The following is a 14714-nucleotide window of genomic DNA, read 5'->3' as shown; positions in this document are numbered from 1 at the left end:
ACTCGTTACTCCTCAGCTCACTGCTTTTCAGCGAGCTCGCGCTCGGTTTGCCGTACCGGTTGTTCCACGCCGCTGATCTCGGGGTGGTTGAGATCGAAGGCAGGAGACTCGGAACGAATGCGCGGGATCGACGTGAAGTTGTGTCGCGGCGGCGGGCAGGACGTCGCCCACTCGAGCGACCGACCGTAGCCCCACGGATCGTCGACGGTTACCTTGGGCGCGCGTCGCGCCGTGAGGTAGACGTTCAACAGGAAGGGGATCATCGATGCGCCGAGAATCATCGCGCCGACCGTGGAGAGCTGGTTGCCCCACGTCACGCCGTCCGACGGCAGGTAGGTGTAGTAGCGGCGGGGCATTGCCATGACGCCGAGCCAGTGCTGCACCAGGAACGTGGTGTGGAAGCCGATGAAGAGCACCCAGAAGTGGATCTTGCCGAGACGCTCGTCGAGCATCTTGCCGGTCCACTTCGGCCACCAGAAGTAGAATCCGGCGAACATCGCGAAGACGACCGTGCCGAAGACCACGTAGTGGAAGTGCGCCACCACGAAGTACGTGTCGGAGAGGTGGAAGTCGAGTGCGGGCGACGCCAGGATCACGCCGGTGAGGCCGCCGAAGATAAAGGTCACGAGGAAGCCGAGCGACCAGAGCATCGGAGTCTCGAACGTGATCGAGCCGCGCCACATCGTGCCGAGCCAGTTGAAGATTTTCACGCCGGTCGGGACCGCGATCAACATCGTCATCAGTGCGAAGAACGGCAGCAGCACGGAGCCGGTCACGTACATGTGGTGCGCCCATACGGTCATCGACAGAGCCGCGATCGCGATGGTCGCGTAGATCAGCGTCTTGTACCCGAAGATCGGTTTGCGGCTGAACACCGGGAAGATCTCCGACACGATCCCGAAGAACGGGAGCGCGATGATGTACACCTCGGGGTGCCCGAAGAACCAGAAGAGGTGCTGCCAGAGAATGGCTCCGCCTTCTCCGTTGTAGATCTGAGCTCCGAAGATGCGGTCGGCGGCGAGGCCGAAGAGCGCAGCAGCGAGCACCGGGAAGACGAGGAGCACCAAGATCGAGGTGATGAGCGTGTTCCAGGTGAACACCGACATGCGCCACATCGTCATGCCCGGAGCGCGCATCGTGATGATCGTCGTGATGAAGTTCACGCCGCCCATGATCGTGCCGAAGCCGGAGAAGGCAAGACCGAGCACCCAGAGGTTTCCGCCGACACCCGGGGAGTACGTCATATCGGAGAGCGGAGCGTACGCGAACCAGCCGAACGACGCAGCGCCCTGGGGCGTCAGGAATCCGCCGACGGCGATGAGGGACCCGAAGGTGTACAGCCAGAAGGCGAAAGCGTTGAGCCGCGGGAACGCGACATCGGGAGCACCGATCTGCAGCGGCATGATCACGTTGGCGAACCCTGCGAACAGCGGTGTCGCGAACATGAGCAGCATGATCGTGCCGTGCATGGTGAACAGCTGGTTGTACTGCTCCTTGGTGGCCACGACCTCGAGCCCGGGGGCGAACAGCTGCGCACGGATCACGAGGGCCATGAGGCCGCCGACCAGGAACCATACGAAGGAGCTGATCAGATACATGTATCCGATCACCTTGTGATCCGTGGACGTCACCCACGAGACAATGACATTGCCCTTCTTCATCTTCTTGCTATCCCTCGTTACTCGTTCTGAGCCTTGGCCTGGTCACCTTCGAAGTGATCCTGGTTCGGGTTGTACTCCTCGGTCACCTGACCGGTGTTGCCGGCCTCGCGGAGCGTCTCGATGTACGCGTCGTACTCGTCCTGCTCGACGACCTTGACCTGGAACAGCATCATGGAGTGGTACTCGCCGCACAGCTCGGCGCACTTGCCCATGAACGTTCCCGTCTTGGTCGGGGTGAAGCTCATGTAGTTCGTCTGGCCGGGGATCATGTCCTTCTTGTACAGGAACTCGACCACCCAGAAGGAGTGGATGACGTCGCGGGTCTCGAGCCGGATCTCCGTGGTCTTGTCGACGGGGAGGTAGAGCACGGGCATCGTTTCCGCCTCGGCCTCGCCGTCACCGTCGGTCTGCACCTGGATGCCCTGGAAGAAGACGTCATCGTCGACGTAGTTGAAGTCCCACGACCAGCGCTTGCCGAGCACCTCGACAACGTTCTCGGGGTTGTCGTAGCGAGCCTCGATCTTGCTCTGCTCCTGCGCGGTGAACGCGAAGAAGCCGATGACGAGGATCACGGGCACGACGGTGAAGAACGTCTCGATCGGCATGTTGTACCGAAGCTGAACGGGAAGCCCCGTCTGGCCCTTGCGGCGACGGTAGGCGATGGTCGCCCAGATGATCAATCCCCACGTGATCACACCAACCGCGAGCAGGACGATCCAGGAGGTGACCCAGAGGCCAGTCACTCCATCAGTGAGGTTCGTTGCCCCTTCGGAGCCAGCGGGGAGGAAGCCTCGCTGCTGCTCGGGGGTACAGCCAGCCAGGACCAGCGCTGCGGAGAGCGCCACCGGGGCTGCGACCCATTTCATTCGACGATTGGAACGCACCGCATACCTTTCGAAAACGTTGTTTCGCCGCACGCATGCGAACGAAGCTGATGACTCCCTGACAGCTTAGCGCGAACGAGACGGTTCCCCGAACCACCGAGGGGTGTCGTCATTTTCGGTCACCGATGCATCCCGCTGCGCGGTCAGCTGAAGCTGTCGCCGCAGGCGCAGCTCCCCTGCGCGTTCGGATTATCGATCGTGAATCCCTGCTTCTGGATCGTGTCCTCGAAGTCGATGGTCGCCCCGTTCAAGTAGGGGATGCTCATCATGTCGACGACGACTCCGACGCCGTCGAAATCGACCACGGCGTCATTCTCGAGCTCGCGTTCGTCGAAGAAGAGCTGGTAGATCAATCCGGAGCAGCCGCCGGGCTGCACCGCGATGCGGAGGCGGAGGTCGTCCCTCCCCTCCTGGGCGAGCAGGCTGCGAACCTTGTCGCGCGCATCAGCGCTCAGCTGCACCCCGTGCGCAGGCTCTGCGGTGATGGAAGCGCCCTCTGGTGCGATCGTGTCGGTGCTCATGCCTAACTCCTTGCTCACGTCGTGATCGTTCTGCTTCCAGTCTACCGCCCGGGCGCGGCGGGGCGACCAAGTCGCGGTACGCTAGAAGTCTTCGGCGAACGCCGGGAGAGGCGGCGCGCACAGCGCCCGGAACGGGAGGATCTGCGTGGCTCAGAAGGGCGCTGCGAACGAGCAGGGTGCAACGGACGGCAGTGAAGCCGTCGTCGGAAAAGGACGCCCGACGCCGTCGCGCAAGCAGGCGGAGGCCGCGAACGCCCGTCCGATCGTCGGATCGCGCGATAAAGCCGCGATGAAGGAGCAGCGCCGTCAGCAGGCAGAGCTGCGCGAGCGCGCCCGCGTGGGCATGATGCAGGGCGATGAGCGGTTCCTGGGACCGCGCGATCGCGGGCCGCAGCGCCGGTTCGTGCGCGACTACGTCGATGCCCGCTGGAACGTCGGCGAGATGCTGATCCCGATGATGCTCGTCGTGCTCGTCATGACCTTCATCCCCGGCACCGTGCAGGTCATCAGCCTGTTCGTGATCTGGGCGTTCGTTGGTCTCGCCGTGCTCGACGCGGTCTTCCTGGGGATGCGTCTCAAGCGCAAGCTGTCGGAGAAGTTCGGCGAGGATCGCGTGCAGCCGGGGTTCCGGTGGTACGCGGCGATGCGCGCCTTCCAGTTCCGCCCGCTCCGCGCTCCGAAGGCCGTGGTGAAGCGCGGAGCGTTCCCCAGCTAGTGGGTGTCGGCGGGTGCGCCGCTCCCCCGGAATCCGGCGCGCTCCAACCCGCGATTGATGCTGCGCGCCCACATCGGGCCGGTATAGAGGAACGCGGTGTACCCCTGCACCAGGGTTGCGCCGGCACGCAGCCGTTCGAGCACGTCGAAGGCGCTCTCGACGCCTCCGACGGCGATGACGCAGAAGCCCGGATCGGGCTCGACCGCCCGGATGCGGCGCAGTACCTCGAGCGAACGGTCTCGGAGCGGCTCGCCCGAGAGCCCGCCTGCACCGATCCGATCGATCTCAGCCGCTGACGCCTGCAGGCCGTCTCGCGACACCGTCGTGTTCGTCGCGATGATGCCGTCGAGACCCAGCCGCCGTGCGAGCGCGACGATGCCGTCGATCTGCTCGTCCTCCATGTCGGGAGCGATCTTCACGAGCAACGGGGTGCTGCCTGCGGCGTCGCGCACCGCGCTCAGCAGCGGTTCGAGCAGATCGAGCTCCTGCAGGCCGCGGAGCCCGGGCGTGTTCGGAGAACTCACGTTGATCGCGAGATAGTCGGCGACGGGAGCGAGACGCTGCGCGCTCCATACGTAGTCGGCGACCGCGTCCTCGACTTCGGTGACCCGGCTCTTTCCGATGTTCACACCGATGATGGGGCGTCGACGTCGCATGCGCGCACGCTCGACGCGGGGAACCGCGGCAGCAGCACCCCCGTTGTTGAATCCCATGCGGTTCACGAGGCCACGATCGCCGACCAGCCGGAACATGCGCGGCTTCGGATTTCCGTCCTGGGCATGTCGCGTCAGCGTGCCGACCTCGACGTGCCCGAATCCGAGCAGTCCGAGGCCGTCGATCGCCGTCGCGTTCTTATCGAACCCGGCCGCGATCCCGAAAGGACTCGGAAATGTCGTTCCGAGTGCGCGCACGCGCAGCGCGGGGTCCGGACCGCAGAGCCGGCGAATGAGACCGCCGGCGATCGGCGCTGCCTGGATCACGCGGAACGCCCAGTGGTGGGCTACCTCGGGGTCCATTCGGCTCAGCACGGTCTTGAAGAGAATCGGGTACCAGCGCATCGCGGTCACTCCCCCTCGTGTGGTTCGGAGCGCTGGCCGCGCACGGCCGATCCGCTCGGGCGGGTGCGGAGCTCTTCGATCGCGGCGTCGAAGTCGGCGAGCGATTCGAACGCTTGATAGACACTGGCGAAGCGCAGATACGCGACCTCGTCGAGTTTGCGCAGGTGGGGCAGGATCGCCAGGCCGATCTCGTTCGCGTCGAACTGCGCGATACCGCTCGAGCGCACGGACTCCTCGACCTGTTGGGCGAGCACCGCGAGATCCGCCTCGGTGACGGGGCGCCCCTGGCACGCCTTGCGCACGCCGCTCATCACCTTCTCGCGACTGAACGGCTCGACAACACCGGAGCGCTTGATCACGGTCAGGCTGGCGGTTTCGGTGGTCGTGAATCGACGACCGCATTCGGGGCACTGCCGACGTCGGCGAATGGAGAGGCCGTCATCGGCGGTACGCGAATCGATCACGCGGGAATCCGGGTGGCGGCAGAATGGGCAGTGCATCAGCTGGACTTCTTTCGGGTCTCGAAACGCGCGCTGACGGCGTCGGCATGTGCGGGAAGACCCTCAGCTTCTGCGAGCGCACGGAGTGGCTCCTCCAGGTCACGGAGGGCAGCTCGGTCGTAGCTGACGATCTGCTGGGGTCGAAGGAAGGTGTGCGCGCCGAGGCCGGACGCGAAGCGCGCGGTACCGCCGGTGGGGAGCACGTGGTTCGATCCCGCGAGGTAATCACCCAGGCTCACAGGCGTGTACCCGCCGACGAAGATCGCTCCCGCATCGGTGATCTCGGCGAGCACCGCTGCGTCGTCGCGCGTCTGGATCTCGAGATGCTCCGGACCGTAGGCGTTGCTCACGCGAGCGGCCTCGCGAAGATCGTCGACGAGCACGATGCCTGACTGCGGCCCGGAGAGCGCTTCGGCGACCCGGCCTGCGTGTCGCGTCGCCGCGGCGCGCGATGCGATCTCGGCGGCGACCCGTTGCGCGAGCTCCTCGGAGTCGGTCACGAGCACGGACGCCGCGGCTTCGTCGTGCTCCGCCTGACTGATGAGGTCGGCTGCGACGAAGCCGGCTTCGGCTGAGGCGTCGGCGATGACGAGAATCTCAGTCGTGCCGGCCTCCGCGTCGATGCCGACGAGACCGGTCACCACGCGCTTGGCGGCCGCGACGAAGACGTTTCCCGGCCCGGTGACGACGTCGACCGCGTCGAGGCCGATGGCTGGGACGCCGTGCGCGAAGGCCGCGATGGCCCCGGCCCCGCCGATGGCGTAGACCTCCTCGATTCCGCAGAGGGCGGCAGCCCACAGCACCGCAGGATGCGGCAGGCCGGCGTTGTCCGCCTGAGCGGGCGAGGCGAGCGCAAGGCTCGGCACCCCGGCGGTCTGCGCGGCGATCGCGTTCATCACCACGGACGACGGGTACGCCGCCTTGCCGCCCGGGGCGTAGAGGCCGACGCGGCTGACCGGTTGCCACCGCTGACGGATGACAGCGCCATCTGCGAACCGGGTCACCTGCTCCTCGGGCACCTGGGCCGAGGAGCCGAGACGCAGCCGTTCGATCAGTTCGCGCAGCGCCGCTTCGACCGCCGGAGGGCAGTTGCGCAGCGCGTCGGCGATGCTCTCGCTCGGAACGCGGAGCAGATGTCCGTCGACACGGTCGAATTCGCGCGCCTGGTCGCGCAGCGCCGCTTCGCCGCGTGCGGCGACGTCGGCGACGAGCGGGCGGACTCGCTCGACCGCGATCTCGGCGCTCACCGATGCGCGCGGCACCAGCTTGAGCAGTTCATCACGGGAGAGCGCGCGGCCCCGGAGATCGATCGTTCGCATCACCCGACCAGTCTACTGAGGCTGTCGCGCCCCGAAGCGCGGCAGCCATCGCCTCACGCGCCCGGAGCGAGCATGCCGAACCAGACCAGCTCTCGCACCCCGGTCACGAGGGCCTCCTGCGCGGCGGCGGCGTCGACGTCGAGCAGGGTCGCGAGAGCGTCGGCGATCTGCCGCAGCGAGAGTTCGCCGTCGCAGGCCCCGAGAGCTGCGGCGAGCAGGGTATCCGCCGCGACTCGGCGCGCGATCGGGCGCGCGGTCTCCAGAGTGATGCGACGCGGCGACTCCTCCCCCGGCTGGTGCTCGCGGATCTCCGCCACGGACCCATCGAGCATCCATCTCGTCTCCAGCACAGCATCGGAGGACGCGCGCGCCGTGGCGGCGCTCACCTCGAATGCTCGTTGCAGTGCGTCGCCGAGCCCTCCGGCATCTGAGAACGCGCCGGTCGCCGTGTCCAGGTGGACGACCGGCGGTGCGGATGCGTCTCCCGACACGCGCTGCACGCGCACCGAGCCGAGTCCCACCGCGGTGATGCGGCGTTCAGCGAAGTCACCGATCCACGTTCCGAGCAGTTGCTCGAACGCGGGCTCGCCCGGCCGTGCGCCCCCGTCGCGCACCCAGGTCTCGGCATAGCTCGCCGGATCGACCCGGTCTCGCTCGATGACCCAGGCGTTCAGCGATCCCGCGGCGACCGCGGCCGCTCCGACCCACTCCGCGACGCGGGCGAGCCCGTTCGCGCCCCACGGCGACTCCCAGTTCGCGAGGCAGAGCAGGGTCCCCCCTGGTCGCAGGAACGCTGGGGCCGTCTCGATCACGGACTGCGCCAGGGCGTCTCCGGTGCGGCCGCCGTCCCGATACTCGTAGACCGGCGCGTCGCCCGTGCGAGGGGTGATGACGAAGGGCGGGTTCGACAGGATGAGGTCGAAGCGCTCCGATTCCACCGGTGCGAAGAGATCCCCCATTCTGAACTCGATGCGGCCGTCGACCCCGTTCAACCGGGCGTTCATCCGCGCGAGCCAGAGCGCGCGTTCCGAGATGTCCGTGGCGATGACCCGGTCTGCGTGCTGGGCGAGATGCATGGCGACGATGCCGCACCCCGTGCCGAGATCGAGCGCGGTATCGACTCGCGCCGACGGCGCCTGCGCGAGCAACGAGCGCGTCGCTCCGCCCACGCCCATCACGTGATCCCTGCGCGCGGGCGCACGCCGCAACTGGTCGTCGAGATCGGAGAGCACGACCCAGTGCTCGTCCGGGGAGACGCGCACAGGATTGAGCGAGAGCGCAGCGTCGAACCGAGGTCCGCTCGCAGCTTCATCGGACGCGGCGCCCACGAGACCGAGTGCCACTGCGCCGTCGGCCCGCAGTTCGGGAAACGCGACATCGAGTTCACGCGACGTCGTACCCGCGCCGAGCAGGAAGCAGCGCACCAGGATCGCGAGGGGCTCGCCCTCCCGTCCGATGAGCGCTCGGCGAGCCGGTGCGAAGACTCCGCGCTGCCGCGCGCCCTCGGCGGAATCGCCGAGCAGTGCCGTCACGGACTCAGCGGAGAATGCCGCCGATCGGAGGTCGGCGCGGAGACGATCGACGAGTTCTGCATGCACCCGCCCAGCGTAGTCGCAGCCGGAAGGCGTGCGCGCGCGCCGACACGCGGACGCGGGCCGACGCGGCGTGCGATCACGCGAACGCGCGGTCGTGCGCGGTCACCGGGCTCGGCAGCACCGTTGTGCCGGTGAGGTACTCATCGACCGAGGCTGCGACCGCTCGACCTTCCGCGATGGCCCAGACGATCAGCGACTGCCCACGTCCCGCGTCACCCGCGACGAAGACTCCGGGCAAGCCGGTCGCGTAGTCGCGGCCCCGTTCGAAGGCGCCTCGTTGCGAGCGTTCGAGCCGATGAGCCGGGTCCTCGATCTCCTCCGGACCGGTGAAGCCCATCGCGATCAGCACGAGGTCGGCTGCGAGCAGCTGCTCCGTGCCTTCCAGGGGCGCGCGCCCGGTTTCCGTGAACCCGGTCTCGGCGACGCGCAGACCGCTCACCTCGCCTCGGTCGTTTCCGACGAATTCCACCGTCGAGGCGAGGAATCGCCGCTCTCCGCCCTCCTCGTGCGAGCTCGAGACCTCGAAGAGCGTCGGGTGCACGGGCCAGGGCTGGCCCGCGGTGCGAAACTCCGAGGGCTTCTTGCCGATGGCGAGGTTCGTCACCGAGGCGGCCCCTTGCCGGTTCGCGGTGCCGATGCAGTCGGCCCCGGTATCGCCTCCCCCGATGACGATGACGTGCTTGCCTGCGGCATCGAAGGGCGTCGCGGCCAGCGCACCCGATTGCACACGGTTCGACGCGGCGAGGTATTGCATCGCCGGCAGAACGCCCGCGTACTCGCGACCGGGGATGGGCAGTTCGCGCGCGACCGTCGCGCCCGTCGCGACGACCACCGCGTCGTACCTGCGGCGGAGTTCGCTCCATGACATGTCGCGACCGATCTCGACGCCGCAGCGGAAACGGGTGCCCTCCGCCTTGAGCTGCTCGATGCGGCGCATGACCAGGTGCTTCTCGAGCTTGAAATCCGGGATTCCGAAGCGCAGCAGGCCGCCCGGCTCTTCATCGCGCTCGTAGACGGCCACCGTGTGGCCCGCTCTGGTGAGCTGCTGAGCGGCTGCGAGTCCGGCCGGGCCAGACCCGACGACTGCGACGGTCTTGCCGCTGAGGCGCGATGGCGGTTGCGGGACCACCCACCCGTTCATGAATGCCTGATCGATGATGTTGTTCTCGATCTGCTTGATGGTGACCGCAGGCTGGTTGATGCCGAGCACGCACGCTGATTCGCAGGGTGCTGGGCACGCCCGGCCCGTGAATTCTGGGAAGTTGTTCGTGGCGTGCAAGCGCTCGATCGCCTCCCGCTCGCGCCCCCGGAACATCAGGTCGTTCCATTCGGGGATCAGGTTGCCGAGCGGGCACCCCTGATGGCAGAACGCGACGCCGCAGTCCATGCAGCGCGACGCCTGCTTCGCGACCAGCTTCGGATCGGCCGGATCGACGACTTCGCGCCAATCCTGCAGGCGCAATGCGACGGGACGCTTCGGAGCGAGCTCACGCTCGCGAACCTTCAAGAATCCGCGGGGATCAGCCATGAGTCGCCTCCAGAATCTCAGACCAGACGTGGTCTCCATCAGGGTCGATCCCCTGTTCGCCGGCGCGCACTCGGATTTCGAGCACGCGCGAGTAGCCGCGCGGGATCAGACGGGTGAACCGGGCGAACGTCCGCTCGGGGTCGCGTTCGATGCTCTCGAGCAGTTCCGCCGCGACGCTCGATCCCGTCTGTTCGGCGTGACGCTTCACCAGGTCGATGATCTTCGCGCGCAGCGCCGCTTCCTCGCCGCTCGGAACGCCCGGCCCGCTCGCGCCGACGCGGCCGAAGCTCTGGAGCATCAGCGAGCCGGAGGCGAGTTCTGCGGAGTTGACGTGCGCGGGGTCGAGATCGAGCACCACCGCCTCTCCGCCCGACATCCCAGCGCCGATGTTCCGGCCCGTCGGTCCGAGAATGAGTGCGAAGCCTCCGGTGAAGTACTCCAGCGCGTGATCCCCCGTACCTTCGACGACCGCGGTCGCCCCCGAGCCGCGCACGAGGAAGCGCTCACCCACCACGCCTGCGATCCACAGGGATCCGCTGGTCGCGCCGTATCCGATGACGTTGCCCGCGATGACGTTGCCGGAGGCCGGGTGGCCCGCCTCCGGATGCGGGCGGATGACGACTTCCCCGCCCGAGAGCCCCTTTCCGACGTAATCGTTGGCGTCGCCGACGAGCCGGAGGGTGATGCCGGTCGGCAGGAATGCCCCGAGGGACTGACCCGCCGAACCGGTGAGCGTGATGTCGATGGTCTCCGGCGTCAGGCCCTCAGCGCCGAAGCGTCGCGTGACGGCGTGGCCGAGCATGGTGCCGACAGCGCGATCGATGTTGCGGATGGGCAGGTCGATGACGACCGGTTCCCGACGCTCGAGCGCGTCCGCTGCCATGCGTATGAGCGAGCCGTCGAAGTGCGCATCGATCTCGTGATCCTGTGCGCGCCCGTGCCGCCGGGGCTCCCCCTCTGCGAAGACCGGACCCCGCAGGATGGGTGTGAGGTCGAGACCCGAGGCCTTCCAATGGGAGATCGCCTCTTCGACGTCGAGGGCCGAGGTGTCGCCCACGGCCTCATCGAGCGAGCGGAACCCGAGGGATGCGAGGATCTCGCGCACCTCCTCGGCGATGAAGCGGAAGAAGTTGATCACGTGCTCGGCCTGTCCGGTGTAGCGCGATCGCAATTCCGGATTCTGCGTCGCAACGCCGACCGGGCAGGTGTCGAGATGGCAGACGCGCATCATGATGCACCCGGAGACGACGAGAGGCGCCGTCGCGAACCCGAACTCCTCCGCACCGAGCAACGCCGCGATGACGACGTCGCGCCCGGTCTTCAACTGACCGTCCGCCTGGAGCACCACGCGTTCGCGCAGCCCGTTCAGCATGAGCGTCTGCTGAGCCTCGGCCAACCCGAGCTCCCACGGTGAGCCGGCGTGCTTCAGGGAGTTCATCGGACTCGCGCCCGTGCCTCCATCGTGCCCGGAGACGAGGATGACGTCGGAGAGGGCCTTCGCCACGCCCGCAGCCACGGGTCCGATGCCGCTCTGCGCGACGAGCTTCGTGCTGATGCGCGCAGACGGATTCGCGCGCTTCAGGTCGAAGATGAGCTGCTTCAGATCCTCGATCGAATAGATGTCGTGGTGCGGCGGCGGCGAGATGAGCCCGACGCCGGGAGTCGCATGCCTCGTACGGGCGATCCACGGGTACATCTTGGTCGGAGGGAGCTGACCGCCCTCACCCGGCTTCGCCCCCTGCGCGAGCTTGATCTGGATCTCGTCGGCGTGGGTCAGATACATGGAGGTGACGCCGAATCGCCCCGAGGCGACCTGCTTGATGGCGCTGCGCCGTTCGGGATCGAGCAGACGATCCTCGGCCTCCCCGCCCTCGCCAGTGTTCGATCGCGCCCCGAGCCGGTTCATGGCGATGGCGAGCGTCTCGTGCGCCTCGGGTGAGATCGAGCCGTAGCTCATCGCCCCGGTCGAGAAGCGCTTCACGATGTCGCTCACCGGCTCGACCTCGGCGAGCGGCACCGGGGGCCGTTGGGGCGAGAACCGGAACAGACCGCGCAAGGTCATCAGCCGCTGCTGCTGCGCGTTGACGCGCTCGGTGTAGGCCGAGAAGATGTCGCGTCGGCCGGTGCGCGTCGCGTGCTGCAACCGGTAGATGGTCTCCGGGTCGAACAGGTGCGGTTCCTCGCCGCGGCGCCACCGGTACTCGCCGCCCGTCTCGAGTGTGCGGTGGGCGCTCGCCGCAGGGTCGTCGGGGTACGCCGCCCGATGGCGGGCGGCCACCTCTGCCGCGATGACGTCGAGGCCGACGCCGCCGAGGCGCGAGGTCGTGCCGGTGAAGTAGCGGTCGACGAGCTGCTGCGAGAGTCCGATCGCCTCGAAGGTCTGAGCTCCGCAATACGACGCGACGGTCGAGATGCCCATCTTGCTCATCACCTTGAGCATGCCCTTGCCGAGCGCTTTGATGAGACCGGCGATGGCATCGGTCTCCGAGCGATCGGCAATCGAACCATCGCGAACGAGCAACCCGACCGTCTCCATCGCCAGGTAGGGGTTCACCGCTGCCGCGCCGTATCCGATGAGCGCCGCCACGTGGTGCACCTCGCGCACGTCCCCCGCTTCTGCGACGAGGGCGACGCGCATGCGCAGGCCCTCTCGGATCAGATGGTGATGCACCGCCGAGACCGCGAGCAGCGACGGCACGGGCGCGAGATCCTTGTTCGAATCGCGGTCGGAGAGGATCAGGAACTCCGCTCCGGCCTCGATCGCGGCGCTCGCCTCAAGGCACATCGTCTCCAGGCGATCGGCCAGTCCTCTGGCCCCGGAGTCGACTTGATACAGGCCGCGAAGGGTGACGGCTCGTTCTCGCTCCGGGTCGTCGCCGAAGTGCTGGATGCGGGCGAGCGAATCGTTGTCGATGACCGGGAAATCGAGGATCACCTGGCGCGCGTGCTCCGCGGACTGGCTCAGGAGGTTCTCCTGCGGCCCCATGCCCGCGCGGAGACTGGTGACGAGTTCTTCGCGCAGCGCGTCGAGCGGCGGGTTCGTCACCTGGGCGAACTGCTGCACGAAGTAGTCGAAGACGAGGCGCGGCCGGTCGGAGAGCGCGGCGATCGGCGTGTCCGTTCCCATGGCCGCGAGCGGTTCGATGCCGTCGCGCGCCATGGGCATGAGGAGCACGCGAAGCTCCTCCTCGGTGTAGCCGAACGTGCGCTGGCGTCGCTCGATCGATGCCGGCGGATGCACGAGGTGCTCGCGTTCCGGCTGCTCTGAGAGCCGTATCCGCCCCTCTGCGAGCCACTCGCCCCACGGCGCGGCGGCTGCGAGTTCCGACTTCACCGCCTCGTCGTCCCGAATGACGCCGCTCGCGAGGTCGACGGCGAGCATGCGACCGGGCTGCAGACGGCCGCGCCGCACGACGCGCTCCGGGGCGATGTCGAGTACGCCGGTCTCGCTCGCGATCACGAGCATGCCATCGGAGGTGACGAGGTAGCGTCCCGGTCGCAGGCCGTTGCGGTCGAGCAGTGCGACGAGCTCCTGCCCGTCGGTCGCGATCATCGCGGCGGGTCCGTCCCACGGTTCCATGACGAGCGAGTGGTACTCGAGGAAGTCGACGAGAGCCGGCGACATGCCGGGCTCGGATTCCCACGCCTCGGGAACCATCATCGCCAGTGCGTGCGGCAGCGTGCGGCCCGCCATGACGAGCAGTTCGAGCACCTCGTCGAAACTCGCGGAGTCGCTGCCTCCGGCGGAGCAGATCGGGAGCAGCGGCTCGATGTCTCCGATGTGCTCGGAGGCCAGTTGGGCTTCGCGCGCCCGCATCCAGTTGCGATTGCCCCGCACCGTGTTGATCTCGCCGTTGTGCGCGACGAGCCGCAGCGGCTGCGCGAGATGCCATGAGGGGAAGGTGTTCGTGGAGTACCGGGAGTGCACGATGGCGAAGCGGCTCGTGAAACGAGCATCGGTGAGCTCGGCGTAGAAGCCGGGCAACTGCAGGGTGGTGACCATTCCCTTGTACACGATGGTCCGGGAGCTCAGCGAAGGCAGGTAGCTGCCCGTCTCGTGCTGCACGCGCTTGCGCACTCGGAAGGCTCGGCGTTCGAGCTGGTCGGCCGAGAGCGCCGTTGCGGCAGCCGGCACGAGCACCAGCTGTTCGATGACCGGACTCGCGACGCGTGCGCTCTCCCCGAGCACATCGGGTCGCACTGCGACCGGGCGCCATGCGAGGACCGACAGGCCCTCCTCCGCCGCGATGGCGGCGATGCGGTACTGCGTGGCACGCCGCTCGGTCGATGCTTGCGGGAGGAACGCCAGCCCCGCGGCGTACGCGCCGGGCTCTGGCAGATGCAGGTGCGGATCGAGGCGGGCGAGCTCCTCGCGGATCAGCGCGTCCGGAAGGTCGGTGAGGATGCCGGCGCCGTCTCCCGTCCCAGCATCGGACCCCACCGCGCCTCGATGCTCGAGGTGCTCGAGCGCTTCGAGCGCCATCTCGATGATGTCGTGGCTGGCCTCCCCGGTCAGCGCGACCACGGAGGCGAGCCCGCATGCGTCGCGCTCATCCGCAGGATCGTAGAGTCCGACGGCGCTCGGGAGGTCCGATCCCGGCATGGAGGGGTGCACCGGATGGGATTTCGGCGAGCGCTCGGGCATCGACGTCCTCTCGGTCGACGGGACGTCGTCGGTCCCGGTACGAAGCCGCGCTGCTCGCGCGAGTCCAGAGGCGGTCCGGGCGGCAGGGCGGTGGCTGAGCTCCGAATGTAGCACTTCGTTTCTTCGACGAAATGCGCGGCTGCTCGCATCTTGTGCCCCGCATTCGGAGGCGCGCCATCTGTTGCCGAATTTATGACGGAAGTTATTGACTTTTGCCGCACGCGACTCCGACGCGAAACACTCCTGAAACACGGCGGGGCCGCTGTGCAGCCGGGACACGCAGAACGC

10 protein-coding genes are annotated in these 14714 nt (G+C 67.7%); 1 reads left to right on the top strand and 9 read right to left on the bottom strand.

Annotated features, from left to right (window positions below; all coding sequences use genetic code 11):
- Positions 1 to 17: 17 nt before the first annotated feature.
- The 3 genes from ctaD to JE033_RS00640 all read right to left on the bottom strand — a co-directional run bounded on the left by ctaD (position 18) and on the right by JE033_RS00640 (position 3066).
- Positions 18 to 1661: a cytochrome c oxidase subunit I gene (ctaD, locus tag JE033_RS00650; RefSeq protein WP_200328776.1), complete on the bottom strand. Its 1644-nt coding sequence runs from the start codon at positions 1659 to 1661 to the stop codon at positions 18 to 20.
- A 17-nt stretch (positions 1662 to 1678) separates the two neighbouring features.
- Positions 1679 to 2527 carry a cytochrome c oxidase subunit II gene (gene coxB / locus JE033_RS00645; protein ID WP_090149074.1) on the bottom strand — a complete coding sequence of 283 codons (849 nt, stop codon included), beginning with the start codon at positions 2525 to 2527 and terminating at the stop codon, positions 1679 to 1681.
- A 161-nt stretch (positions 2528 to 2688) separates the two neighbouring features.
- Entirely contained in the window at positions 2689 to 3066 is a 378-nt protein-coding gene (locus tag JE033_RS00640; RefSeq protein ID WP_090149077.1) for an iron-sulfur cluster assembly accessory protein, read from the bottom strand.
- A gap of 145 nt (positions 3067 to 3211) precedes the next feature.
- Between JE033_RS00640 and JE033_RS00635 the strand changes: the two genes are divergently transcribed.
- Entirely contained in the window at positions 3212 to 3781 is a 570-nt protein-coding gene (locus tag JE033_RS00635; protein WP_090149080.1) for a DUF3043 domain-containing protein, read from the top strand.
- On the opposite strand, the gene JE033_RS00630 is transcribed toward JE033_RS00635, so the two are convergent.
- The 6 genes from JE033_RS00630 to gltB form a co-directional block, all read right to left on the bottom strand.
- Positions 3778 to 4839 carry a quinone-dependent dihydroorotate dehydrogenase gene (locus JE033_RS00630; protein WP_200330940.1) on the bottom strand — a complete coding sequence of 354 codons (1062 nt, stop codon included), beginning with the start codon at positions 4837 to 4839 and terminating at the stop codon, positions 3778 to 3780. The genes JE033_RS00635 and JE033_RS00630 overlap by 4 nt on opposite strands.
- A 5-nt stretch (positions 4840 to 4844) precedes the next feature.
- On the bottom strand, positions 4845 to 5339 hold the full coding sequence (gene nrdR, locus JE033_RS00625) for a transcriptional regulator NrdR (RefSeq protein ID WP_200328774.1): 495 nt from the start codon (positions 5337 to 5339) through the stop codon (positions 4845 to 4847).
- Positions 5339 to 6658 (bottom strand): histidinol dehydrogenase, encoded by a 1320-nt coding sequence (gene hisD / locus JE033_RS00620; RefSeq protein WP_200330938.1) that lies wholly within the window; start codon positions 6656 to 6658, stop codon positions 5339 to 5341. Before hisD ends, nrdR begins: the two co-directional genes overlap by 1 nt.
- 53 nt (positions 6659 to 6711) lie before the next feature.
- Entirely contained in the window at positions 6712 to 8256 is a 1545-nt protein-coding gene (locus JE033_RS00615) for a methyltransferase (protein WP_200328771.1), read from the bottom strand.
- Between the two features lie 73 nt (positions 8257 to 8329).
- Entirely contained in the window at positions 8330 to 9781 is a 1452-nt protein-coding gene (locus JE033_RS00610) for a glutamate synthase subunit beta (RefSeq protein ID WP_200328769.1), read from the bottom strand.
- Positions 9774 to 14426 (bottom strand): glutamate synthase large subunit, encoded by a 4653-nt coding sequence (gene gltB / locus JE033_RS00605; RefSeq protein WP_370567874.1) that lies wholly within the window; start codon positions 14424 to 14426, stop codon positions 9774 to 9776. Before gltB ends, JE033_RS00610 begins: the two co-directional genes overlap by 8 nt.
- Between the last annotated feature and the right edge of the window lie 288 nt (positions 14427 to 14714).

This window comes from Leucobacter sp. L43 (assembly GCF_016597785.1).
Classification (GTDB): Bacteria; Actinomycetota; Actinomycetes; order Actinomycetales; family Microbacteriaceae; genus Leucobacter; species Leucobacter alluvii.
This window is presented reverse-complemented; position numbering and strand designations above follow the sequence as displayed.